The organism is Paraburkholderia fungorum, assembly GCF_902833645.1.
GTDB lineage: Bacteria > Pseudomonadota > Gammaproteobacteria > Burkholderiales > Burkholderiaceae > Paraburkholderia > Paraburkholderia fungorum.
On sequence record NZ_CADFGE010000002.1, the window covers coordinates 39,892 to 62,897 of the forward strand.

Sequence of the window (23,006 nt, forward strand, 5' to 3'; positions counted from 1 at the left end):
GCCCCGGTGCATGATCTTCATGCGCCAGGCCGTGCGTCAATTTCGTTCAGCCGCCGACGTAAGCGCGCCGGATCGCTTCGTTATTCATCAGACTCGCGTGATCGCCTTCCAGCACGATGCGGCCGTTCTCGATCACGTACGCACGGTGCGCGATTTTCAGTGCCGCGAATGCGTTCTGTTCGGCGAGCAGCACAGTCGTGCCCGCGCGATTGATCTGCTGGATGACCTCGAATACCTGTTTGACCACCAGCGGTGCGAGACCGAGTGACGGTTCGTCGAGCAACAGCACCTTGGGCCGCGCCATCATCGCGCGGCCGATCGCCACCATCTGTTGCTGGCCCCCTGATAGCGAACCCGCCGCATGGTCCTTGCGTTCGGCGAGCAGCGGGAAGAGTGCGAACACCTGGTCCAGATTGCGCTGATTGCCGGCTTTGTCGCCGCGATGCACGTAGGCGCCGAGCGTGAGATTCTTCAGTACCGACATACCCGGGAACAGCTTGCGGCCTTCGGGACATTGAATCACGCCGTTCTTCACGATCTGCGCGGGCGTCATGCCGAGCAACTCGCGCGTGCCCAGGCGCAGACTGCCGCTCGCGGCGCGCCGCAGGCCGCTCGTGGCGAGGAAGATCGAACTCTTGCCCGCGCCGTTTGCGCCAAGCAGCACCACCAGTTCACCGTCGTTCGCGTGCAGATTGATGCCGTCCAGTGCGCGGAAGCTGCCGTAATCGAGCGAGACGTTGTCAAACTTCAGCATGCTCGCTCCCCAGGTAGGCGTCGATCACGGCCGGGGTCGCGCGAATTTCGGCGGGCGTGCCCTCGGCGATTTTCTTGCCGTAGTTCAGCACCATGATGCGCTCGGCGAGCTTCATGATCATATTCATCTTGTGCTCCACAAGGCACACCGTCACGCCGTGTTTCACCAGCTTGCGGATCAGTTCGGCAAGCCCTTCGGTCTCTTCGGGATTGACGCCGCCCGCCGGTTCATCGAGCAGCATCAGGCTCGGTTCAGTGGCAAGCGCGAGTGCCACGGCCGCGCGTTTGCGCTCTTCCTGCGAGATGTCGCCCGCCATCCGTTCCGCGATCGCCGACAAGCCGACGAAGTCCAGCGCCTCGCGCGCCTTGTCGCGGCAGATGCGTTCTTCCTGCTTGAGCCGCGCCGAATGAGTCAGTACGTCCCATAGCCCCGAGCGCGTCCGCAGCCGGTGACCGACGATCAGGTTGTCGAGCACGCTGGCTCGATCGAACAGCGCGGTCGATTGAAAGGTGCGCGCGACACCGAGGCGCGCCATCCGGTCGGCGCCCAGCTTTGTTACATCCTGGCCTTTGAAGAGGATGCGCCCTGAACTCGGCAGATGAGTGCCGCTGATCAGATTGAAGAAGGTGGTTTTGCCCGCGCCGTTCGGCCCGATGATCGCGTTGATCTTGCCGGCTTCGATATGCGTGCTGACGTCGTCCACTGCGACGAGGCCGCCGAAGCGTTTGCTGAGCGAGTGGATTTCAAGCATGGCGGTCTCCGCGCGCGCGTTGCGCTTGACGTGCGGCCATGCCGTTCTTCGGCGAAGCCGATTTCGCACGCCGGTTTTTTCTTGCGATATACAAACCGACGATCCCGTTCGGGAGAAAGATCACGAGCAGAATCAGGATCGGCCCGAACACGACGAAGCGGTACGCCTGCAGGAACTGCAGATACTGTGTGAGCCATGGTATGGCGAGCGCGCCGAGCAGCGGCCCGGCGAGGGTGCCGATACCGCCTACCAGCATGTACATGGTCATGTCGAAGGTGTGCTCGACGCCGGCCAGATCCGGGCCGAGAAAGCGCACGGCGCCCGCATAGAGACCGCCCGCGAACCCGGCATAGACGACCGAGAGCACGAAGGCCAGCACCTTGTTGCGCATCAGGTTGATGCCGAGCGATTGCGCGAGGCCGTCGCTATTGCGGATCGCCATGAAGGTCCGGCCGAGCAGCGAATTGACGATGCGATGCATCAGCCATACACCAAGCACGAGAAACGCAAACACCAGGTAATAGAGCGGCAGCGGGTTCTCAAACGACACGATGCCGAAGCCCGACGGCGCCGGAATGCCGACGATGTCCGAGACACCATGCGTGAGAGCGTCCCATTTCTCGATCACAAGAAACATGATGTAGCCGACGCACAGCGTGAAAATGGAAAAGTAATGGCCACGCAGACGCAACGACACGAGACCGACCAGCGCGCCCAGTATCGCGACAACCACACCCGAGGCAATAAATGCGAGCCAGAACGGCACCTGATGATCGACCGTCAGAATACCCACCGTGTATGCGCCCACCGCCATGAAGCTGCCGTGCGCGAGATTGAACTGTCCCGTATAGCCGGTAATCAGATTCAGCCCGACGGTGGCCAGCGCGAAGACGTAGGCGGTGGACATCACCGTGAGCATGTAGTCGTTGCTGGCCAGAAACGGGAACACGAGGCCCAGCACGAACAACAGCATCCATCCACGCTTGCCCTCGACTATTTTTATGACTGATTTCACGATGCGCGCAGTTCCCTGGTGAACAGTCCTTGAGGACGAACCGACAGAATCACCACCAGCAGCGCGAAGGCGATGATGTCCTTGTAGTCGGTCGAAATGTAGAACGCGCCGAAGCTCTCGGCCATGCCGATGATCAGGCCGCCCGCGATCGCGCCCGGCACGCTGCCCATGCCACCGAGAATGATGATGACGAAGGCCTTCAGGATCACCAGTTGGCCCATCGCCGGATAGACGAGGTTGATCGGCGCGTACAGCGTGGCCGCCACGGCGGCGAGCAGGCCCGAGATGCCGAAGGTCAGCATCGTCACTTTGTTGGCGTCGATGCCCATCAGCGAGGCGCCTTCGCGGTCCTGCGCCATCGCGATGATGCTCGAGCCGATCACCGTGTATCTGAGGAAGAGTTGCAGCAGCACCACCAATGCGAACGCCGCGCCGATGATCAGGAGGCGCTGCAACGGTGCGGTCACGCCGCCGAGGTCGACGATTCCGGCGTAGGGCGTAGCCATGCGATGAAAATCCGCGCCCCAGATCGCTTGCGCGCCGGCTTCGAGAAACAGCAGAAGGCCGATCGCGGCGATCATCGGATGCAATTCGGACGATTTGCGCAGCGGATTGAACACTAGTCGTTCAGCGAGGATCGCGAGCACGGCGACCGCGAGGCCGGAGCCGATCATGGCAAGCCAGTAGTTCAAGCCGAGCCTGCTCATCAGGTAGAACGAGACGAACGCGCCGACCATGTAGAACGCGCCGTGGGCGAAGTTCGGCACCGCGAGAATGCCGTAGACCAGTGTGAGTCCGAGCGCGACGAGGCTGTAGATGCCGCCCAGCGTCAACCCGTTGAGAACCTGCTGCAAAAACATATCCACGCTTTTACACCCTCCAACGGAAGGCGCGCGGTGCAGTGCTTCCCCTGGTTTCCAGGGAGGCATCGCCACACGCCTGACTACGGACGGGACAACAGCCGCTGCCCGAATCCGGCGGCCGTGATCGACGTTTGTCGACGCTCGTGAACGGTTTGAAACACGCGCGCATCGGCGTCAGTTGCAAAGGCTGCGCGAGAGAAATTTGGCACGGGCGTTCGCTTTCCGTCAATAGGTTTTTCCATTTGATTGTTCTGCAATGCAGATTATTAGGGAAGTCACTTAGATGGCGTATGCACTGAGCCAGTGCGTTTGACGAAGCCGTGAGCATCGCCCGGGAGCCGCGCCGTTACTGTATTCGGCATAGATAGAAAATTCATCCGCTGCGCTCAGAAGCAGCGTTGGTGAAAAGCGAAGTCGGCTTGACTTCACTTTGTGCGCACCAGTATTCTGCAATGCAGAAATGAATCACCGCTAACGCGCTCCCACATCCGCGCGCGAATGCTTCACAAAGCGGCCGTCAACATGATGCTCATCGCCTGGCTCAAGGTGTCTCCATGAATTCCGCACTTGATATCCCCAGCGTTCGTCAGATGGTGTCGCCAGAAGAGTGGCAGGTCCGTGTCGAACTCGCCGCAGCCTACCGGCTGGTGGCGTTGTTCGGTTGGGACGACCTGGTGTTCACGCATATTTCGGCACGTGTACCAGGCCGCGAGCATGAGTTTCTGATTAACCCGTACGGCCTGTTCTTCGAGGAAATCACGGCATCGAGTCTGGTCAAGGTGGACCACGAGGGGCAGCCCGTGATGCCGACTCCGTTCGACGTGAATCCTGCCGGCTTCGTGATTCATAGCGCCGTGCACGAAGCGCGGCCTAACGTGAACTGCGTGCTGCACACACATACGGCGCACGGCGTCGCGGTCGCAGCGCAAGAGGCCGGCTTGCTGCCGTTGTCGCAGCAATCCGGCTTCGTGCTGACGAATCTCGCCTATCACGACTATGAAGGCGTCGCGCTGCGCGATGCGGAGAAGGCGAGGTTGGTCGCCGATCTCGGTGAGGCCAATTACATGATGCTGCGCAATCACGGACTACTGACCTGTGGACGCACTGTCGCCGAAGCATTTCAGGCGATGTATCTGTTCGAAACGTCATGTCGTATCCAGATCCTCGCGCAAGCCGGCGGCAAGCTGATCGAAGTGCCGCAATCGATTATCGAAACGATGGGTGAGCAGGCGCGTCAAGTCAGCAAAGGCAAGGGCGCCGATCTGGTGTGGCCCGGCCTGCTGCGGCGTCTGACACGGCGCAATCCCGGCTACGATCTGTAGCGCGTCGCTCCGCATGATTCGTCCGGCGCACTGCTTCGCGCGGCACGCCGGCCTCTCGCGTTGCGCACCTGCGACTAGAACATGTGCCGGATACCGAGGCTCACACCGGCGGTTGTGCCGGTCGCTTCGTTCAACGCGTTGTTGACGGACAAGCCCGTATGCATCGCGCCATGGTTGGTGACGAAGCCCGCTTGTCCATACACCACGGTAGCCTTCGACAACGAATAATCGAGCCCGGTGGACGCGAGTATCGAATTGTTCGACGAGTTGTTGCCGTCGCGCGTGACCCACACGCCCGCATCGACGGTCAGCGCGGGGGTGAAGCGATAGCTGGCGCCGCCTGAATAGACGCGATCGTTGAACGACCCCGCCACCTTGTACTGCACGTAGGACGCCTTCACGGTCAGGTTGTTGAATACGTAGCTGGCGCCGATTGCGCGGCCGTCGAATTCGACCACGCTCGGAATGGCGATCGATGCCGCGCTTCCGCCGGCGTTGCCGCTGTAAAGCGCGGCATCGACGGTCAGCGAGCCGAGGTGATAACGCAGGCTCGCCGAGTACTGGCGCCCCGCCTGAAAATCCCCGGCTGTGCCACCAAGCGCCATCATCGCGCTGGCTTGCAGACCGGCGATTTCCGGCGACGTGTACGAAATGCCGTTCGGGTTGAACAGCCCGGTCACATAGACGTTGTTGAGGTAGGTGACGAGACCGCTGCCGAAGTACGACATCTCGCGCGGATCGAAGTCGTACACCGCGAGGAAGAAAGGCGAGAACTGCAAACCGGCCTTGACTGTACCGTAGCGGCTATCGATGCCGACCCACGCCTGACGGCCGAATTCGTTGCCGTTCGAATTGCTGAGCGAGCCGTTGGCGATGCTGATACCGCTTTCGAGTTCGAAGATCGCGCGCACGCTGCCGCCGAGATCCTCCGCGCCACGCATGCCGAAGCGCGAACCCGACAGGCCGCTGTCGGTAAACGAGTACTGATGCCCGGCGCTCTGGCCGGTTGCCGGGTTGAGTGTTTTGCTGGTGTAGAGCAGGGAGCCGTCGACGATACCGTACAGCGTGACGCTGCTTTGCGCATGGGCGTTTTGGGCGGCGCCTAGTGCGCATGCGCCGACTAATCCAAGAATGGTTCCAAGCCGATTGCGATAACTTGCCTGCATGCTTCGTGTCTCCGTGTTTATTGGAATCGAGTGAACTGGCGAAGTAATGCGTGTGCTGCAAGGTTCTGGCGATCTGTTGCGCGATGCGATTTCAATGGGCGACGAAAGACCTTCGCAACCTGCTAAGGATTGCAAAAGAATGGGTCTGCTGGAGCGTACTTCGAGTCCGGTTGCCTGCTGGCTTGTCTCCTGATCTGTGGGGTGGCTCGGCGCGGCTATGAGTTCATTGGTCGCGTGCTTGCGCACAGGATGCAGGCGCAATTTGGCACGACCGTTCGTTCTGTGTCAACGGGGGAAATCGCTCGATTGGACTGCAATGCAGGCCAGAATAGGGAAAACACCTGGCGTTTTCAGTGCGCTTGATTTGCACCGTAAGGCTATGTAATACAAGGAGATTGCGGGAATTATCCGGTTTGAATTGCCACCTATCCGCGTGACGTGGATGTTCTGCATTGCAGAACTATCTGGGAGTCGATTCAGCGCGTGCCGAGCGCCTCGATCAGCATGTCGACGAATGCCTTGACCCGCGCGGTCATTTGCAATTGTTGCGGATACACCGCGTAAATATCGGCGCCCGGTGTGCGGTATTCCGGCAGGACGTGGATCAGGCGGCCATCGGCGAGATACTCCGCGATATCCCATTCCGCCCGCATCAGAATGCCGTGGCCGTCCAGCGCCCACTTCACCGCGATCTCGCCGTCATTGGTGGTGAGGTTGCCTCGCACGCGAACCGTCTCGGTTTTTTCGGCTGAACCGCGTCCGCTGGTTAGGCGCCATAGCCCATAGCCGTCGTCGCCCTGACGAATGCCGATGCAGTTGTGTTGCGATAACTCCGCCGGGCTGCGTGGCGTACGCCGTTTAGCGAAATACGCCGGCGATGCGCAAAGCAGCCGCCGGTTGGACGCGACCCGCCGAGCAATCACGCGAGCATCCGGCGGTTCGCCGAAACGCACGCACACGTCGAACGCATCGTCGCTGATCGGCGGTGGGTCGACGGAGAGTTGCAGTTGCACGTCCACTTCGGGAAAGCGCCGCACGAACCGCGAAATCAATGGCGCCACGTGACTACGGCCAAAGCCGAGGGTCGCGTTCACGCGCAGCAAACCTTTCGGCGCGGCCTGCGAACCGCCGAGCAATTGGGCCAGGTCGTCCATTTCACTCAGGATGCGCCGTGCGCGGGTCAGATAAAGTTCGCCCTCCGGCGTGAGACTCATGCGCCGCGTTGTGCGGGTGACTAGCGACACCCCCGCACGCGATTCCATTTGCGCCAGATGCTTGCTCACGGCCGCGGTGCTCAAACCCAGTTCACGCGCAGCGGCGGTCAGGCTGCCGCTTGCGGCGAGCGTGGAGAAGAAGGCGAGGTCGTCCGGGTGTATCGCTGAGGTCATCTTGGTTGGGCAATCGACGGGCCAATGCGCGGGCTGAGGAGTGGGCTAAGAAGCGGGCCCATGAGCAGATCGGTCAGTGGGGCCATGTGCAGGCCGGCGAGCATCTCCGATCAGAACCCATTGTTAACTTCAGGTTAAGGATGCTTTGAGTTTAGCAGCGTTTTCACGAGCGGTCCTCGTTCTAGGATTGCGGTCAACCATTCAACATCCAGGAGACGCCCATGAAGACCTACCGCATCGCAACCATCCCCGGCGACGGCATCGGCAAGGAAGTCGTGCCGGCAGGCCAACGCGTTCTCGAAGCGATCGCCGCGCGAAGCGACGCCTTCCGGTTCGAGTTCGAGAACTTCGGCTGGGGCGGCGACTTCTACCGCGAACATGGCGTGATGATGCCGGCCGACGGGCTCGACGCTATCCGCAACAAGGACGCCATTCTGTTTGGCTCGGCGGGCGACCCGCATATTCCCGATCACGTGACGCTGTGGGGACTGCGCCTGAAAATCTGCCAGGGCTTCGATCAGTACGCGAACGTGCGTCCCACCCGCATCCTTGCCGGTATCGACGCACCGTTAAAGCGCTGCGGGCCGAAGGATCTCGACTGGGTGATCGTTCGCGAGAACTCGGAGGGCGAGTACTCCGGCGTAGGTGGACGCGCGCATCAGGGCCATCCGATCGAAGTGGCAACGGATGTGTCGATGATGACCCGCGCGGGTGTCGAGCGCATTCTGCGATTCGCATTCCGCCTCGCTCAGTCGCGGCCGCGCAAGCTGTTGACGGTGATTACCAAGAGCAATGCGCAACGTCACGCGATGGTGATGTGGGACGAGATCGCGCTCGAAGTCTCAAAAGAATTTCCCGACGTCAAATGGGACAAGGAACTCGTCGACGCCGCCACCGCGCGCATGGTCAACCGTCCCGCAACGCTCGATACGATCGTCGCGACCAATCTTCACGCGGACATTCTTAGCGATCTGGCCGCAGCGCTGGCCGGCAGCCTCGGCATTGCGCCGACCGCGAATCTGGACCCCGAGCGGCGCTATCCGTCGATGTTCGAACCGATTCACGGCTCCGCTTTCGACATCATGGGCAAGGGTCTCGCCAATCCGGTCGGCACGTTCTGGTCGGTGGTGATGATGCTCGAGCACCTGGGCGAGGTGGCCGCCGCGCAGCAATTGATGAGCGCGATCGAACGCATCACCGCTGATCCGGCGTTGCACACGGGCGACCTTGGCGGCACGGCGACGACCGTGCAGGTGACCGATGCCGTCTGCGCAATTCTCGCAGAGGAACCGGCGGCGCAGTTCAAGGCAGCCTGAATCCGGAACCCCGCAACACGCAACACGCAACGCACGCATTTCAAAAGAACATACCGCCCGGACGCACACGTCACGGGCGGTTCAAAGAATGGAGACTCGCATGGCCAATGAATTGCAAGCCCGCGTGGTTCGCAAGCTGACGTGGCGCATTTTGCCGTTCGTCATGCTGCTTTACTTCGTCAGCTTTCTCGATCGTGTGAACGTCGGTTTCGCCGCGCTCACGATGAATAAGGACCTGGGCCTTTCGCCGACCATGTTCGGACTTGGCGGCGGCATCTTCTTTCTTGGCTACTTCCTGTTCGAGGTGCCGTCGAACCTCATTCTGAACAAGGTCGGTGCGCGTATCTGGATTGCGCGCGTGATGGTGACGTGGGGGCTGGTGTCGGCGGCATCCGCGTTTGTCGTTGGGCCGAACTCGTTCTACGTGCTGCGTTTTTTGCTCGGGGTCGCGGAAGCGGGTTTCTTTCCCGGCATCATTCTCTATCTCAGCCAGTGGTTTCCCGCGCGTCAACGTGCAGTCGCGGCCGCGGCGTTCATGGCGGCCGCGCCTTTGTCGACGGCAATCGGTTCGCCCATCTCAGGCGCCATCATGCAGATGCCGGCGCTGTTCGGATTGAAAGACTGGCAATGGCTGTTCATCATCGAAGCGATTCCCGCTGTCATTCTCGGTTTCACCGTGTTGAAAGCGCTCACCGATTCGCCGGAGAAAGCGGCATGGCTCGCCGCGGATGAGAAAGCGTGGCTGATCTCAACCTTGCGTGACGAGCGCGCGGGACGTGAGTCGCAAGCAGGCCACGCAGCGGGCGCGCTCGCCGCCTTACGCGACCCGCGTGTGTGGATCATGTCGATGATTTACTTCGGCACGTCCGCGGGTCTTTATACGCTCGGCTTATGGGCGCCGCTGATCATTCGTCAATTCGGCTTCAGCGCGCTCGGCACGGGCGCATTGAATGCGATTCCCAGCGTGCTCGCCGTGCTCGGCATGGTGATGTGGGCACGCCACTCCGATCGCACGGGAGAGCGCACGTGGCACGTGGTGATCCCATGCGTCGCGGCAGGCGTCGGGCTCGCATGGGCTGGCTTTGCGGACACGGTCGTCGCGGTGGTGCTTGCGCTGATCGTCGTGAACGTGGGCATTAGTGCGGCGAAGGCGCCGTTATGGGCCATGCCGAGTACCTTCCTATCGGGCGCCGGCGCGGCGGCCGGTATTGCCATGATCAATTCGATCGGCAACCTCGGCGGCTTTGTCGGCCCATTTGCGATTGGCTGGCTGAAGAGTCTGACTGGGGGATATGCTGCCGGACTCTACGTGGTGGCGGCAAGTCTTGCGGTATCCGCCATACTTGCTCTCGCCGTTGGCCGGCGAGGCTATCGGGCAGCGCCGGCGCCGCAATGACCTCGCTCGCGGGCGGCAAACGCAGCCCGTCATCGCGCGTATTCAATGATTGAACAGGCGCGAGTTCTTGCCCGCGAAATGCATCGTTGACGATTGTGAAAAGCTTGTCGCAGGTGCGCCGTAACCCGAGCTGTCGCCGTAGCCCGACATCTTGTGCGATGGCTGCTGATTTTGCGTGCCCGGCTGATTGTTCTGCGTGTCGTGCAGCGAAACCGTGGGTGCGGGTGTGGCGCCGTTCGTGGGTGTGTTCATTTGTTGGGCGAACGACAGGGTCGGGATCGCGATGAACGAAGCGATGAGCATGACGTGTTTGAGTGCTTTCATGACGGTTCTCCAATTGGGTGAGGGTGCCGCACCGGCCATTTCCGGCCAGCGCATGTCTACACAATAAGCAGTTTTCCTTAACTTCTCCTTAGGGGAGGCGAAGGACCTTTTTCGTCATTTCGAAGACGGTACGCCGTCAGCCTCAATCCCCATCCCACCCCTGTCGTTCACGCCATTCGCGGGTGCGCTACCATGCCCGCTGGGCACCGGTGCGCTTGCTGCACCGCCGCAAGTCCGCCCGCCGCTTCTCCGGTTCAGGAGTTTTTTCGCCGGACCGCCCCGACTTGCTCTGGCGCGACACGCACGGCGAGCCCCCTCCATACCCCGCAAACCCTTGTCCAGCCGGGTTTTGGCCGCCGCCGGCCGGAACCCGCGCGGCCGCGGTGTCGTATTTCCACATGTGGTTGTCGCAAATAGTCGGCTAGGCGTACTTTTTTCTGGCAACTATGTATGCACAGCGCGGACGGACGTCCGCCACGCACGGAGAGCATTCAATGAATTCCCCCAAGGTCGTGGTCGAAGGGCTGTGCAAGGTGTTCGGCACTAACCCGAAACAGGCGATCGGCATGCTGGCAGGCGGCGCGACGAAAGAAGAAGTGTTCGCGCGCACCGGTCAGATAGTCGGTGTCCACAACGTATCGTTCGAAGTCAAGGAAGGCGAGATCTTCGTCCTGATGGGGCTGTCCGGCTCCGGCAAGTCGACGCTGATTCGCCTGATCAATCGGCTCGTCGACCCGTCGGCCGGCAAGGTGCTGATCGACGGCCGCGACGTGGTGAGCGTGCCGCGCCGGGAACTCACGGCGTTGCGCCGCAAGGACATGAGCATGGTGTTCCAGTCCTTCGCGTTGATGCCGCAGCGCACGGTTCTGTCCAATGCGGCGTTCGGACTGGAAGTGGCGGGCGTGGGCAAGAAGGAGCGCGAGAAGCGCGCCATGGCCGTGCTTGAACAGGTCGGCCTCGCACCGTTCGCGGAAAAGCTGCCGGCCCAATTGTCCGGCGGCATGCAGCAGCGCGTGGGTCTGGCGCGGGCGCTGGCCGTCAATCCGTCGCTGATGATCATGGACGAAGCGTTCTCCGCACTCGATCCGCTCAAGCGCAAGGAAATGCAGAACGTGCTGCTCGATCTGCAACGCGAGCAGCAACGCACGATCCTGTTCGTCTCGCACGATCTGGAAGAGGCGATGCGCATCGGCACCCGGATCGCGATCATGGAAGGCGGCAAGGTGGTGCAGATCGGCACGCCGCAGGAAATCATCACCAATCCCGCCGACGACTACGTGCGCGCGTTCTTCGAAGGCATCGACACCAGCCGCTATCTGACGGCCGGCGACCTGATGCAGACAGACGCGGTGCCGCTCATGCAGCATTCGCCGCAGATCGACGCCTCGAGCGTGGCCGCGACGCTCAACGGCAGCGCCGACTACGCGTTCGTGCTCGACGCCGAGCGCAAGATTCGCGGCTTCGTGTGCCGCGATGCAATGGGCAGTGCGTCACCGCAACTCAATCACATCGAGTGCATCCGCCGTACCACGCCTCTGGACGACGTCGTCGAACGCGTGGTGGCGAGCCGCGCACCGCTGCCGGTCGTCGAAGCGGACGGCTCCTACTGCGGTTCGATCAACAAGACGAACGTGCTGCACGTTCTCACGCGCCATCGAGGTTCCCATGTCTGAAGTCATTCCACTTGGCGCCTGGGTCGATCACGGCGTTCACTACCTGCTCGACCACGACGCGAAAACCTTCGATTCGATCGGCAAGGTTATCGAAAGTTTTGCCGCGCTGATCGAGCACGGTCTGCAAGCCGTGCCGATGTGGGCTCTGATGGCGTTTTTCGTCGGAATCGGTTTGTGGCGGGTTGGCTGGCGTTTCGCGCTGTTCACGCTGCTGGCAATGTTGCTGATCTATGGCACCGGCTTCTGGGACCAGATGGTGATTACCCTCGGCCTCACGCTTTCGTCGACCCTGATCAGCCTGCTGTTCGGCGTGCCGCTCGGCATCTGGACCGCGAAGAGCCGCACCGTCGAGATGATCGTGCGACCCGTGCTCGATCTGATGCAGACCATGCCCGCGTTCGTCTACCTGATTCCGGCGGCGATGCTGTTCGGTCTTGGCCGCGTGCCAGGGATTCTCTCCACCGTCATTTTCGCCATGCCGCCGGCTGTGCGTCTCACGTCGCTCGGCATCAAGCATGTGAATCGCGAAATCGTCGAAGCTGGCGAGGCGTTCGGCTGTACGCCTTGGCAATTGCTCTACAAGGTGCAGTTTCCGAACGCGCTGCCGTCGATCATGACGGGTGTGAACCAGACCATCATGATGGCGCTCTCGATGGTGATCATCGCCTCGATGGTGGGCGCGGGCGGTCTCGGCAACGACGTGCTGGCGAGTATTCAGCGGCTCGATATAGGTCTTGGCTTCGAAAGCGGTCTCTCGGTGGTGATGCTGGCGATCATTCTCGACCGCATTACCGAAAGTTTCGGCCGCTCGCCGGGCACGGCGCGGGCGCCGCTGCTGTCGGGCCTGCGCAGCGTCATGAAGGTGCGCCGCGCGCCGACGGCGCAGCACAGCTGAGCCGCCTATGAAGCGCGACGCGATTCCTACTGTCGAGGCCTCAACCGATTCGCCGTTGTCCGGGCTCGCGCACTTTGGTTTTCTGACGCTGCCGAACTTTTCGATGATCGCGTTCACGAGCGCGGTCGAAGTGCTGCGCATGGCCAATTATGTCGGCCGCGCGCAGCACTACAGATGGTCGGTGATTACACCGGACGGCGAGCCGGCTCGAGCGAGCAACGGCATCACCGTGAGGCCGACCACGACGCTCGCTGAAGCGGGTATGCCGGACGTGCTGATCGTCTGCGCCGGCTGGCATGTGCGCGATTACGTGAACGAGACGGTGATCGCGTTGCTGCAGGACGTTGCGTCGCAAGGGATTCCGCTGGGCGGACTGTGCACCGGGCCCTACGCGCTGCTGGCCGCGAACCTGCTCGACGGTTATCGCTGTACCGTGCATTGGGAAGATATGTCGCCGTTGCACAAAAGCTACCCGCACGTGCGTTTCGCCGATGAGCTGTTCGTGATCGACCGCGACCGGCTGACGTGCACGGGCGGCACCGCGCCGCTCGACCTGATGTTGAACCTGGTGGGCATGCGCCTCGGCCATGCGGTCGCGGCGCAGGTGTCCGAGCAGTTCATCGTCGAACGGATTCGCGGTTCGACCGACTATCAGCATATCCCGGTCGATGCGCGGGTGGGTTTCTCGCGGGCGGAATTGATCGAAGTCGTGCGCCTGATGGAGGCGAACATCGAAGAACCGTTATCGCTCGATGAGCTTGCGCGGCTCGTGCAATTGTCGCAACGTCATTTGCAGCGCATGTTCAAGATGTTCCTGAGCGTATCGCCGACGCACTACTACCTGACTTTGCGCTTGCGCCGGGCGCGCGAGCTGCTGCGCAACACGGACGCTTCGATTGCACGCGTAACGGCCGTGTGCGGCTTTCATTCGCCGTGCCATTTCAGCAAGGCCTATCGCGCGCAGTTTGGGCACGCGCCAAGCGTCGAGCGGCGGCTGTCGGCGTGACCGGGTTGACGTAAAAGAGTTGGCTTCGAGTAAGTCGGCGCGATTCATCGCGCCTGGAAAATCCACTTGATAAAACCAGTCTAGCTTCAATCACCCTGAGGGAACGCCATGAAACGTTTGTGGGCTGCGTCGTTGTGCGCGCTGTCGGTGTCGTCTGTCTTTGCCGTGGAACCTGCCACCTGCCGGGACGTCCGGTTCGCCGACGTCGGCTGGACCGATATTGCGGCAACCACCGGTCTCGCTTCGACGGTGCTCGAAGGCCTCGGCTACAAGCCGACCAAAACCATCGCCTCGGTGCCGATCACCTTTGCGGGCGTGAAGAGCAAGCAGATCGACGTGTTTCTCGGTTACTGGTCGCCGACCATGGATCCGATCATCGATCCGTTCAGGAAGGCCGGTCAGCTCACCGTGCTGTCCACGCCGAACCTGACCGGCGCGAAATACACGCTGGCGGTGCCTGATTACGCGTATCAGGCGGGCATCAAGAGCTTTGCCGACATTGCGAAGAACTACGACAAGCTCGACGGCAAGATCTACGGGATCGAACCAGGCAACGACGGCAATGCGCTGATCAAGAAGATGATCGACAGCAACCAGTTCGGCCTTGGCAAGTTCAAGCTGGTGGAGTCGAGCGAGGCGGGCATGCTGGTCGAAGTGAATCGCGCGATTCGCGATAAGAAGCCGATCGTGTTTCTCGGCTGGGAACCGCATCCGATGAACGTGCAGATGAAGATCGATTATCTGTCCGGCGGCGACGACGTGTTCGGGCCGAACTACGGCGAAGCCAAAGTGATGACGGTCGTGCCGACCGATTACTCGACGCGTTGCCCGAACGTCGCGAAACTCGTGTCGAACCTGCACTTCACGACCGACATCGAGAACCACGTGATGCTGCCGATCATGAACAAGACCGATCCGAACAAGGCGGCCAGGGATTGGCTGAAGGCGAATCCGGGCGTGCTCGACAAGTGGCTTGCGGGCGTGAAGACGTTCGATGGCAAGGACGGCTTGCCGGCGGTGAAGGCGTACGTCGCAGGGCAGTAAGAGGGACTCGGGCCTAGATCGCCTGGGCCCGCCCCGGAAAAGTCTCGTCGTAGCCCGAGCCGTCATCCGCTTCCGCCGCCGTGCCGCGTTGCTCGCGGTACATCATCGGCGGCAGGCCGAACTGCTTGCGGAACTCGCGGCCCAGATGCGAGGCATCGGAAAAGCCGCAACTGGAGGCAATGTCCGCGACCGTCTTATCCGAACTCGTCAGCAGCCACGCGGCGGTGCGCAAGCGTACCTGCTTCGCGTAGGCCTGCGGCGCCTTGCCGGTTTCCGCCTTGAAGAGCCGCTCAAGCTGACGCGGTGACAGATCGAGCTTGCGCGCCAGTTCGTCGAGCGACAGCGAGCGGCCCACGTGCTGTTCCATCAGCAGAATCGCGCGCTTCACCTTCGGATGCGCCGCGGGTGCAAGACCTGGTGGATGCGGCTGTGGTGCATTACCTTTCTGCATATCGTCGACCAGCAGAATGCGCAGTGCCTTCTGTACCGTGGCCGTTTCAAAGTGGCGCAGCAGGATCGCCGCCGCCACGTCGATCGACGCGCGTCCACCCGAACACGTGATGCGCCGGCGGTCGATCACGAACAGCCTGTCCGCCACCAGCGTCTCTTCATTGACCGCCGGAAAGCGTTCGATGAAATCCCAGTAGTGAAACCAGCTCACGCAGATGCGATGGCCGTCCAGCACGCCCGCGCGCATCAGCGAAAACACGCCCGTGCACATGCCGACCAGGGTTGCGTCGGTAGCGGCGGCGCGGCGGATGAAGGCGAGCGTTGCGTCGTTCGCGGCCGGCCCGGAATGCAGCAGGCCGCCCACCACCACGACGTAATCGAACGGCTCGGCCTTGTCGAAGGTTTCCCACGGCGTGATCTGGATCCCGCAACTCGCACGGACGGGGGCGAGGGTTTCCCCTATCACGCTCCACGAACAGCGCACGGGTTTGCTGAAGTCGCCTTCGTCCGCGGACAGGCGCAACAGGTCGACGAACCCGGAGAACGCCGTCAGCGTGAAGTTCGGCAGCAGGATGATGCCGAAGCGGATGCGCTGCTTCGAGGAGCCGTCGATCGATTGAAGGGGACGCGGTTCAGCGGAATTCATGCATGCAGCCAGCAAAAGAAAAGAGTTGAATCAAGCATAGCACCGGGGATAGCGGCCCATTCAGCGTTGTTCCGAGCATCGCGAACCGCAAGTCCGGCGCCTGTCGAAAATGCGTCAGAAGTCATCGCAAATGCGCCGCTGCGCGTGACCGGCGCTCCGCTTGACGTCACTATCCCACTGTCATGCCGTTTTTATTCTATCGGTCCAATTTGACGTGCGGTGCAATAGCGGCTAGTTGAAGCCAAACCGGCAACCCCGCTAAATCTGGTATCGCAACGTACAAGGCACACCATGAACGTCAGCGTTTTCGATCTGTTCAAGATCGGCATCGGTCCCTCCAGCTCGCACACCGTCGGGCCGATGATCGCTGCGTGCCGCTTCGCTTCGCACATCGAGGACGCCAATCTGCTTGGCTTCGTGCGCCGCGTCAAGGTCGAACTGTTCGGCTCGCTTGGCGCGACGGGCAAGGGGCACGGCACGGACAAGGCGGTGCTGCTCGGCCTCGAAGGCAATCTGCCCGATCTGATCGACCCGGACGTAATCGAGCCGCGCCTGCAAGCGATTCGCGAAACGAAGCAACTGATGCTGCTCGGCAAGCACCCGGTCAAATTCGACGAGCGCGAACAACTGGGCTTCTTCCGCAAGCTGATGCCGGGTGCGCCGGGTTCGAGCGTCGTGCATCCGAACGGCATGCGTTTTCAGGCTTTCGACGAAAACGGCCAACTGCTGGTGGAGAAAGAGTATTACTCGATCGGCGGCGGCTTCGTGATCAATCGCGAAGGCGACCGCGTCAACGGCCTGCGCGCCGGCGCGGACGTGCCGTATCCGTTTCGCACCGGCGACGATCTGATGCGCGTGTGCCGCGAAACCGGTTTGTCGATCGCGGAGGTGACGCTGCGCAACGAATGCGCGTCACGCTCCGAACAGGAGTTGCGGGAAGGCTTGTTGACGATCTGGCGCGTGATGTCGGCTTGCGTCGAACGTGGCTGCAAGGTGCGTGGCGAACTGCCGGGCCCGATGCACGTGAAGCGCCGCGCCGCCGACTTGTGCGCGCAACTGCGTTCGCGCTCGGAAGAGTCGTTGCGCGATCCGCTGTCGATGCTCGACTGGGTCAATCTCTACGCGATGGCCGTGAACGAAGAAAACGCGGCGGGCGGCCGCGTCGTCACGGCGCCGACCAACGGCGCGGCCGGCGTGATTCCCGCGGTACTGCATTACTACGTGAAGTTCATGCATGCATCGAACGACGAAGGCATCGTCACCTTCCTGCTGACGGCAGCCGCGATCGGCATCATCTACAAGGAAACCGCGTCGATCTCGGGCGCTGAAGTGGGCTGCCAGGGCGAGGTCGGCGTGGCCTGTTCGATGGCCGCTGCCGCGCTCGCCGCCGTGATGGGCGGCACGCCGACCCAGGTGGAAAACGCCGCCGAAATCGGCATGGAACACAACCTCGGCATGACCTGCGACCCGGTTGGCGGCCTCGTGCAGATTCCCTGCATTGAGCGCAACGCCATGGGCGCGATCAAGGCGCTGAACGCCGCGCGCATGGCGATGAAGGGCGACGGCCAGCACTACGTGTCGCTCGACAACGTGATCAAGACCATGCGCGAAACCGGCGCGGACATGAAGACCAAATACAAGGAGACGTCGCGCGGCGGTCTTGCCGTGAACGTCATCGAGTGTTGAACGGATCAGGAAGCAAAGAGTAACAACAGGACCCAAAGGACCAACGATGAGCCGCTATTCGATATTCAGCCTGTTGCGCAACGGGATGTCGTATCACGAGAACTGGGAGCGTCAGTGGAAGAGCCCGGAGCCCAGGCGCGAGTATGACGTCGTGATCGTCGGCGGCGGCGGGCACGGTCTCGCCACTGCCTATTACCTCGCGAAAGAGCACGGCGTGCGCAATATCGCCGTGCTGGAGAAAGGCTGGATCGGCGGCGGCAATACCGCGCGCAACACGACGATCGTGCGCTCGAACTACCTGTGGGACGAATCGGCCGCGCTCTACGAGAAGGCGATGAAGCTGTGGGAGGGGCTGTCGCAAGACCTCAACTACAACGTGATGTTCAGCCAGCGCGGCGTGATGAACCTTGCGCATACGCTGCAGGACGTGCGCGACACGGAACGGCGAGTGAACGCAAACCGGCTGAACGGTGTGGACGCCGAGTTCCTCACGCCGGAGCAGATCAAGGAAATCGAGCCGACCATCAATCTGAATAGCCGGTACCCGGTGCTCGGAGCGTCGATCCAGCGGCGCGGCGGTGTGGCCCGGCATGACGCGGTGGCTTGGGGGTTTGCACGCGGAGCGGATCAGCATGGTGTCGACATCGTGCAGAACTGTCAGGTCACGGGAATTCGCCGCGACGGCAGCCAGGTGGTCGGTGTGGATACCACCAAGGGCTTCATCAAGGCAAAGAAGGTCGCCGTGGTGGCGGCAGGCAATACGTCCACGCTCGCCGACATGGCCGGCATCCGCTTGCCGCTGGAGAGCCATCCGTTGCAGGCGCTGGTGTCGGAGCCGATCAAGCCGGTCGTCAATACGGTGGTGATGTCGAACGCGGTGCATGCGTACATCAGTCAGTCCGACAAGGGCGATCTGGTGATCGGTGCGGGTGTCGATCAGTACACGGGCTTCGGTCAACGCGGCAGTTTCCAGATTATCGAAGGCACGCTCGAAGCGATCGTCGAAATGTTCCCGGTGTTCTCGCGCGTGCGGATGAACCGCCAGTGGGGCGGCATCGTGGACGTGTCGCCGGATGCATGCCCGATCATCAGCAAGACCGACGTCAAGGGGCTTTATTTCAATTGCGGCTGGGGTACGGGCGGATTCAAGGCGACACCAGGGTCGGGTTGGGCCTATGCGCACACGATCGCGAAAGATGAACCGCATCCGCTGAATGCGCCGTTCTCGCTGGACCGCTTCTACACCGGCCACCTGATCGACGAACACGGCGCTGCCGCTGTTGCCCACTAACGCTCACGCCGAGGAAAACCAGATGCTGCTGATCGAATGCCCATGGTGCGGGCCGCGCGCCGAAACCGAATTTTCCTGCGGCGGCGAAGCGGATATCGCCCGTCCGCTCGATACGGAAAAACTCACCGACAAGGAATGGGGCGACTACCTGTTCATGCGCAAGAACCCGCGCGGCGTGCATCGCGAGCAATGGATGCACACGCAAGGATGCCGCCGCTGGTTCAAGGCGCAGCGCGACACGGTGAGCTACGAGATTCAGGGCTATGAGACCTTCGAGCGTCCGCTGCTCACGCTGGACGCCAATGAGGCAAACGCACAAGGCAAGACAAACGAGGGTAAGGCACCATGAGCCAGAAAGACCGACTCCCCAGCGGCGGCCGTATCAACCGCGCGATCGTCCTGAGCTTCACGTTCAACGGGCGCAAATACCAGGGCTACCAGGGCGACACGCTCGCCTCCGCGCTGCTCGCGAACGGTGAGCACTTCGTGGCGCGCAGCTGGAAGTATCACCGGCCGCGCGGCATCGTGACGGCGGGTGTGGAAGAGCCGAATGCGATCGTGCAGCTCGAAACCGGTGCTTACACGGTGCCGAACGCGCGCGCAACCGAAGTGGAGCTGTATCAGGGACTCGTCGCGACCAGCGTGAACGCGAAGCCGAGCATCGAGAAAGACCGCATGGCGATCAACCAGAAGTTCGCTCGCTTCATTCCGGCGGGCTTCTACTACAAGACCTTCATGTGGCCGCGCAAATTCTGGCCGAAATACGAAGAGGTGATCCGCGATGCGGCCGGCCTCGGCAAGGCGCCCGAGCAAACCGATGCGGATCGATACGACAAGTGCTTTGCGCATTGCGACGTGCTGGTGGTCGGCGGCGGCCCGACGGGTCTGGCGGCCGCGCATGCGGCGGCATTGTCCGGCGCGCGCGTGACGCTCGTCGACGATCAGCCGGAGCTCGGCGGCTCGCTGCTGTCGTGCCGCGCGGAGATCGACGGCAAGCCGGCGCTGCAATGGGTCCACAAGATCGAGGACGAACTGCGGCAGATGCCCGACGTGAAGATTCTGTGCCGCAGCACGGCGTTCGGTTACCAGGACCATAACCTCATCACCGTCACGCAGCGGCTCACGGAACATCTGCCGGTGTCGCAGAGAAAGGGCACGCGCGAACTGATGTGGAAGATTCGCGCGAAACGCGTGATTCTCGCGACGGGCGCGCATGAGCGGCCGATCGTGTTCGGCAACAACGATCTGCCGGGCGTGATGCTGGCCTCGGCGGTGTCGACGTACCTGCATCGCTATGCGGTACTGCCGGGCCGCAATGCCGTCGTGTTCACGAACAACGACGACGGTTATCAATGCGCGCTCGATCTGAAATCAGCCGGCGCTCAGGTGACGGTCGTCGATCCGCGCCCGGGTGAATCGAAGGGCTCGTTGCCCGCGCTCGCGCGCCGCTACGGCGTCAAGGTGATGAACGGTGTGGCCGTGACCGCGGCGCACGGCAAGCTGCGGGTCGCCTCGGTCGAGGTGGCGTCGTATTCGAACGGACAGGTAGGCGCGAAGCAGGGCGATTTGCCTTGCGATCTGCTGGCGATGTCCGGTGGCTGGAGCCCGGTGCTGCACCTGTTCGCCCAGTCCGGCGGCAAGGCGCACTGGCATGACGACAAGGCCTGCTTCGTGCCGGGCAAGGCGATGCAGGCGGAGACGAGCGTCGGTGCATGCGCGGGCGACTTTACGCTGGCACAGGGCATCCGCTTTGCCGTCGACGCGGGTGTCGAGGCTGCGCGGGCGGCGGGTCATATCGTTGCGCGGCCGAATCCGTTGCAGATCGCCGAGATTACCGAAGCGAAGATGCAACCGCTGTGGCTCGTCGGCGGCCGCGAGCTCGCAACGCGCGGACCGAAGCAGTTCGTCGATTTCCAGAACGACGTGTCGGCAGCCGATATTTTTCTGGCTGCGCGCGAAGGCTTCGAATCGGTCGAACACGTGAAGCGCTACACGGCCATGGGCTTCGGCACCGATCAGGGCAAGCTCGGCAATATCAACGGCATGGCGATTCTCGCGCAGGCGCTCGGCAAGACCATTCCCGAAACCGGCACGACAACGTTCCGTCCCAACTACACGCCGGTGACGTTCGGCACATTTGCCGGCCGCGAATTGGGTGAGTTTCTCGATCCGGTACGCAAGACGGCAGTGCACGAATGGCACGTGGAGAACGGTGCGGCGTTCGAGGACGTCGGCAACTGGAAGCGCCCGTGGTACTTCCCGAAACCGGGTGAGGACATGCATGCCGCCGTGGCGCGCGAATCGCTGGCGGTGCGCACGAGCGTGGGGATTCTCGACGCCTCGACGCTCGGCAAGATCGACATTCAGGGGCCCGACTCGGCGAAATTGCTGAACTGGGTCTATACGAATCCGTGGAGCAAGCTGGAGGTCGGCAAGTGCCGCTATGGTCTGATGCTCGACGAAAACGGCATGATTTTCGACGACGGCGTGACCGTGCGACTCGCCGACCAGCACTACATGATGACCACCACCACCGGCGGCGCGGCACGCGTGCTCACGTGGCTCGAACGCTGGCTGCAAACCGAGTGGCCGGACATGCGCGTGCGGCTCGCTTCCGTAACGGACCACTGGGCGACGTTTGCCGTGGTCGGTCCGAACAGCCGCAAGGTCTTGCAGAAGGTGTGTCAGGACATCGACTTCGCGAACGCGGCCTTTCCGTTCATGAGCTATCGCGAAGGTACCGTGGCGGGCGCGGCGTCGCGCGTCATGCGGATCAGTTTCTCCGGCGAGCTGGCTTATGAAGTGAACGTCCCCGCGAACGTGGGCCGCGCGGTGTGGGAAGCGCTGATGGCCGCCGGCGCGGAGTTCGACATCACGCCGTATGGCACGGAAACCATGCACGTGCTGCGTGCGGAGAAGGGCTACATCATCGTGGGCCAGGATACGGACGGTTCGATGACGCCGTATGACGTGGGGATGGGTGGGCTGGTCGCGAAGTCGAAAGACTTTCTCGGCAAGCGTTCGTTGACGCGGACGGACACCGCGAAGGCGGGGCGCAAGCAACTGGTCGGGCTGCTTCCGGACGACCCCTCGTTTGTGATCCCCGAAGGCTCGCAGATCGTCGCCGGTCCGTTCCAGGGCGATACCGCGCCGATGCTCGGCCATGTCACGTCGAGCTACTACAGCCCGATCCTGAAACGCTCGATTGCCATGGCCGTGGTGAAAGGCGGTCTCGACAAGATGGGCGAAACGGTCACGATTCCGCTCGCGAGCGGCAAGCAGATTGCGGCCAGAATCACCAGCTCGGTGTTCTACGACAGCGAAGGAGCACGTCAACATGTGGAATGAAACAAGAGGGACGGTGGCGGCGGTGAACCGCGCTGTCGGCGAACAAACGGGCGTGTGGCAGGAGTCGCCGCTGGTGGGGGTGGATGCGCTGCTGAAGAAGCATCAGGCGACGGCGTCGGCTGCGTTCCGCCTGAACGAGCGGCCGTTCCTGGAGCTGGTGAACGTGCGCGGCGACACGCGCGACGCGGCGTTCGTGAGCGCGGTGGAAAGCGTGCTCGGCTGCCGGCCGCCCGAGAAGGCGAACACCCTGGCGCGCGGGAATGGCTACGACATGCTGTGGCTCGGCCCGGACGAGTGGCTGGTGCGGTCGGCGACGGCGCACGACGCGACCCGTCCCGCGCCTTTGCTCGCGAAGCTCGGCGCGGCATTCGCGGGCGTGTTCGCGTCGGCGGTGGATATCGGCAGCGGCTATACGGTGCTCGAAATCAGCGGCACGCGTTCGCGTGAAGTGCTGGCGCGCGGTTGTCCGCTCGATCTGCATCCGAAACTATTCGGTGTCGGACAGTGCGCGCAGAGCCACTATTTCAAGGCATCGATGACGCTTTTGCCCACCGGCGCCGACAGCTTCGACATCGTTGTGCGCCGCAGCTTCGCGGACTATTTCGTCAAGATGATGCTCGACGCGGCTGAGCCGCTCATGTCGTGACAGGCGGCGAACGGGGGTCTTCTTAT

The 23,006-nt window shown here is 62.2% G+C and carries 20 protein-coding genes; 12 read left to right on the top strand and 8 right to left on the bottom strand.

What is annotated here, in order from left to right:
* Window positions 1–46: 46 nt before the first annotated feature.
* From HWX91_RS06925 to HWX91_RS06940, 4 genes are read right to left on the bottom strand one after another with little or no spacing between them, the layout of a single operon-like run.
* Window positions 47–754: an ABC transporter ATP-binding protein gene (locus HWX91_RS06925; RefSeq protein WP_028194411.1), complete on the bottom strand. Its 708-nt coding sequence runs from the start codon at window positions 752–754 to the stop codon at window positions 47–49.
* Window positions 741–1,505: an ABC transporter ATP-binding protein gene (locus HWX91_RS06930; protein WP_028194412.1), complete on the bottom strand. Its 765-nt coding sequence runs from the start codon at window positions 1,503–1,505 to the stop codon at window positions 741–743. Before HWX91_RS06930 ends, HWX91_RS06925 begins: the two co-directional genes overlap by 14 nt.
* Window positions 1,498–2,478 (bottom strand): branched-chain amino acid ABC transporter permease, encoded by a 981-nt coding sequence (locus HWX91_RS06935; protein ID WP_042273880.1) that lies wholly within the window; start codon window positions 2,476–2,478, stop codon window positions 1,498–1,500. Before HWX91_RS06935 ends, HWX91_RS06930 begins: the two co-directional genes overlap by 8 nt.
* A 38-nt stretch (window positions 2,479–2,516) precedes the next feature.
* Entirely contained in the window at window positions 2,517–3,380 is an 864-nt protein-coding gene (locus tag HWX91_RS06940; protein ID WP_221306923.1) for a branched-chain amino acid ABC transporter permease, read from the bottom strand.
* Window positions 3,381–3,937: 557 nt separating this feature from the next.
* On the opposite strand from HWX91_RS06940, the gene HWX91_RS06945 reads away from it, so the two are divergent.
* Window positions 3,938–4,705, top strand: coding sequence for a class II aldolase/adducin family protein (locus HWX91_RS06945; protein ID WP_028194415.1), 768 nt, complete (start codon window positions 3,938–3,940; stop codon window positions 4,703–4,705).
* A 74-nt stretch (window positions 4,706–4,779) separates the two neighbouring features.
* Here HWX91_RS06945 and HWX91_RS06950 read toward each other — a convergent pair whose 3' ends face one another.
* Both HWX91_RS06950 and HWX91_RS06955 read right to left on the bottom strand, forming a co-directional pair.
* Window positions 4,780–5,871: a porin gene (locus HWX91_RS06950; protein ID WP_028194416.1), complete on the bottom strand. Its 1,092-nt coding sequence runs from the start codon at window positions 5,869–5,871 to the stop codon at window positions 4,780–4,782.
* A gap of 476 nt (window positions 5,872–6,347) precedes the next feature.
* Window positions 6,348–7,259: a LysR family transcriptional regulator gene (locus HWX91_RS06955; RefSeq protein ID WP_028194417.1), complete on the bottom strand. Its 912-nt coding sequence runs from the start codon at window positions 7,257–7,259 to the stop codon at window positions 6,348–6,350.
* Window positions 7,260–7,480: 221 nt separating this feature from the next.
* On the opposite strand from HWX91_RS06955, the gene HWX91_RS06960 reads away from it, so the two are divergent.
* Window positions 7,481–8,575, top strand: coding sequence for a tartrate dehydrogenase (locus HWX91_RS06960; RefSeq protein WP_028194418.1), 1,095 nt, complete (start codon window positions 7,481–7,483; stop codon window positions 8,573–8,575).
* A gap of 100 nt (window positions 8,576–8,675) precedes the next feature.
* Window positions 8,676–9,971 (top strand): MFS transporter, encoded by a 1,296-nt coding sequence (locus HWX91_RS06965; protein ID WP_028194419.1) that lies wholly within the window; start codon window positions 8,676–8,678, stop codon window positions 9,969–9,971.
* A 42-nt stretch (window positions 9,972–10,013) separates the two neighbouring features.
* On the opposite strand, the gene HWX91_RS06970 is transcribed toward HWX91_RS06965, so the two are convergent.
* Entirely contained in the window at window positions 10,014–10,295 is a 282-nt protein-coding gene (locus tag HWX91_RS06970) for a hypothetical protein (protein WP_028194420.1), read from the bottom strand.
* 494 nt (window positions 10,296–10,789) lie between these two features.
* Between HWX91_RS06970 and HWX91_RS06975 the strand changes: the two genes are divergently transcribed.
* The 4 genes from HWX91_RS06975 (at window position 10,790) to HWX91_RS06990 (ending at window position 14,913) form a co-directional block, all read left to right on the top strand.
* Window positions 10,790–11,968, top strand: a complete 1,179-nt coding sequence (locus tag HWX91_RS06975; RefSeq protein WP_028194421.1) for a quaternary amine ABC transporter ATP-binding protein — start codon at window positions 10,790–10,792, stop codon at window positions 11,966–11,968.
* Window positions 11,961–12,863, top strand: a complete 903-nt coding sequence (gene choW / locus HWX91_RS06980; RefSeq protein WP_028194422.1) for a choline ABC transporter permease subunit — start codon at window positions 11,961–11,963, stop codon at window positions 12,861–12,863. Before HWX91_RS06975 ends, choW begins: the two co-directional genes overlap by 8 nt.
* 7 nt (window positions 12,864–12,870) lie before the next feature.
* A complete protein-coding gene (locus HWX91_RS06985; RefSeq protein WP_028194423.1) occupies window positions 12,871–13,869 on the top strand; it encodes a GlxA family transcriptional regulator in 999 nt (332 codons plus the stop codon).
* Between the two features lie 108 nt (window positions 13,870–13,977).
* Complete coding sequence (locus tag HWX91_RS06990) at window positions 13,978–14,913, top strand: choline ABC transporter substrate-binding protein (protein WP_028194424.1); 936 nt, start codon at window positions 13,978–13,980, stop codon at window positions 14,911–14,913.
* 13 nt (window positions 14,914–14,926) lie between these two features.
* Here HWX91_RS06990 and HWX91_RS06995 read toward each other — a convergent pair whose 3' ends face one another.
* Entirely contained in the window at window positions 14,927–16,009 is a 1,083-nt protein-coding gene (locus HWX91_RS06995; protein WP_028194425.1) for a GlxA family transcriptional regulator, read from the bottom strand.
* 291 nt (window positions 16,010–16,300) lie between these two features.
* On the opposite strand from HWX91_RS06995, the gene HWX91_RS07000 reads away from it, so the two are divergent.
* From HWX91_RS07000 to HWX91_RS07020, 5 genes are read left to right on the top strand one after another with little or no spacing between them, the layout of a single operon-like run.
* Window positions 16,301–17,695 carry an L-serine ammonia-lyase gene (locus tag HWX91_RS07000; protein WP_028194426.1) on the top strand — a complete coding sequence of 465 codons (1,395 nt, stop codon included), beginning with the start codon at window positions 16,301–16,303 and terminating at the stop codon, window positions 17,693–17,695.
* Window positions 17,696–17,741: 46 nt separating this feature from the next.
* Window positions 17,742–18,986 carry a sarcosine oxidase subunit beta family protein gene (locus tag HWX91_RS07005; RefSeq protein WP_028194427.1) on the top strand — a complete coding sequence of 415 codons (1,245 nt, stop codon included), beginning with the start codon at window positions 17,742–17,744 and terminating at the stop codon, window positions 18,984–18,986.
* Window positions 18,987–19,008: 22 nt separating this feature from the next.
* Window positions 19,009–19,335 (top strand): sarcosine oxidase subunit delta, encoded by a 327-nt coding sequence (locus tag HWX91_RS07010; protein ID WP_028194428.1) that lies wholly within the window; start codon window positions 19,009–19,011, stop codon window positions 19,333–19,335.
* Window positions 19,332–22,334 carry a sarcosine oxidase subunit alpha family protein gene (locus tag HWX91_RS07015; protein ID WP_028194429.1) on the top strand — a complete coding sequence of 1,001 codons (3,003 nt, stop codon included), beginning with the start codon at window positions 19,332–19,334 and terminating at the stop codon, window positions 22,332–22,334. The genes HWX91_RS07010 and HWX91_RS07015 overlap by 4 nt, the downstream gene beginning before the upstream one ends.
* Window positions 22,324–22,980, top strand: coding sequence for a sarcosine oxidase subunit gamma (locus tag HWX91_RS07020; RefSeq protein ID WP_028194430.1), 657 nt, complete (start codon window positions 22,324–22,326; stop codon window positions 22,978–22,980). The genes HWX91_RS07015 and HWX91_RS07020 overlap by 11 nt, the downstream gene beginning before the upstream one ends.
* Window positions 22,981–23,006 lie beyond the last annotated feature (26 nt).

What these genes read in the sequence shown, in the direction of transcription:
- HWX91_RS06975 (WP_028194421.1), top strand. Translation starts at nt 10,790, where the DNA reads ATGAATTCCCCCAAGGTCGTGGTCGAAGGGCTGTGCAAGGTGTTCGGC.
- HWX91_RS06960 (WP_028194418.1), top strand. Translation starts at nt 7,481, where the DNA reads ATGAAGACCTACCGCATCGCAACCATCCCCGGCGACGGCATCGGCAAG.
- HWX91_RS07020 (WP_028194430.1), top strand. Translation starts at nt 22,324, where the DNA reads ATGTGGAATGAAACAAGAGGGACGGTGGCGGCGGTGAACCGCGCTGTC.
- HWX91_RS06950 (WP_028194416.1), bottom strand. Translation starts at nt 5,871, where the DNA reads ATGCAGGCAAGTTATCGCAATCGGCTTGGAACCATTCTTGGATTAGTC.
- HWX91_RS06935 (WP_042273880.1), bottom strand. Translation starts at nt 2,478, where the DNA reads ATGCTGTTGTTCGTGCTGGGCCTCGTGTTCCCGTTTCTGGCCAGCAAC.
- HWX91_RS06955 (WP_028194417.1), bottom strand. Translation starts at nt 7,259, where the DNA reads ATGACCTCAGCGATACACCCGGACGACCTCGCCTTCTTCTCCACGCTC.
- HWX91_RS07010 (WP_028194428.1), top strand. Translation starts at nt 19,009, where the DNA reads ATGCTGCTGATCGAATGCCCATGGTGCGGGCCGCGCGCCGAAACCGAA.
- HWX91_RS07005 (WP_028194427.1), top strand. Translation starts at nt 17,742, where the DNA reads ATGAGCCGCTATTCGATATTCAGCCTGTTGCGCAACGGGATGTCGTAT.
- choW (WP_028194422.1), top strand. Translation starts at nt 11,961, where the DNA reads ATGTCTGAAGTCATTCCACTTGGCGCCTGGGTCGATCACGGCGTTCAC.
- HWX91_RS06995 (WP_028194425.1), bottom strand. Translation starts at nt 16,009, where the DNA reads ATGAATTCCGCTGAACCGCGTCCCCTTCAATCGATCGACGGCTCCTCG.
- HWX91_RS06985 (WP_028194423.1), top strand. Translation starts at nt 12,871, where the DNA reads ATGAAGCGCGACGCGATTCCTACTGTCGAGGCCTCAACCGATTCGCCG.
- HWX91_RS06925 (WP_028194411.1), bottom strand. Translation starts at nt 754, where the DNA reads ATGCTGAAGTTTGACAACGTCTCGCTCGATTACGGCAGCTTCCGCGCA.
- HWX91_RS07015 (WP_028194429.1), top strand. Translation starts at nt 19,332, where the DNA reads ATGAGCCAGAAAGACCGACTCCCCAGCGGCGGCCGTATCAACCGCGCG.
- HWX91_RS06965 (WP_028194419.1), top strand. Translation starts at nt 8,676, where the DNA reads ATGGCCAATGAATTGCAAGCCCGCGTGGTTCGCAAGCTGACGTGGCGC.
- HWX91_RS06970 (WP_028194420.1), bottom strand. Translation starts at nt 10,295, where the DNA reads ATGAAAGCACTCAAACACGTCATGCTCATCGCTTCGTTCATCGCGATC.
- HWX91_RS06940 (WP_221306923.1), bottom strand. Translation starts at nt 3,380, where the DNA reads ATGTTTTTGCAGCAGGTTCTCAACGGGTTGACGCTGGGCGGCATCTAC.
- HWX91_RS06945 (WP_028194415.1), top strand. Translation starts at nt 3,938, where the DNA reads ATGAATTCCGCACTTGATATCCCCAGCGTTCGTCAGATGGTGTCGCCA.
- HWX91_RS06990 (WP_028194424.1), top strand. Translation starts at nt 13,978, where the DNA reads ATGAAACGTTTGTGGGCTGCGTCGTTGTGCGCGCTGTCGGTGTCGTCT.
- HWX91_RS06930 (WP_028194412.1), bottom strand. Translation starts at nt 1,505, where the DNA reads ATGCTTGAAATCCACTCGCTCAGCAAACGCTTCGGCGGCCTCGTCGCA.
- HWX91_RS07000 (WP_028194426.1), top strand. Translation starts at nt 16,301, where the DNA reads ATGAACGTCAGCGTTTTCGATCTGTTCAAGATCGGCATCGGTCCCTCC.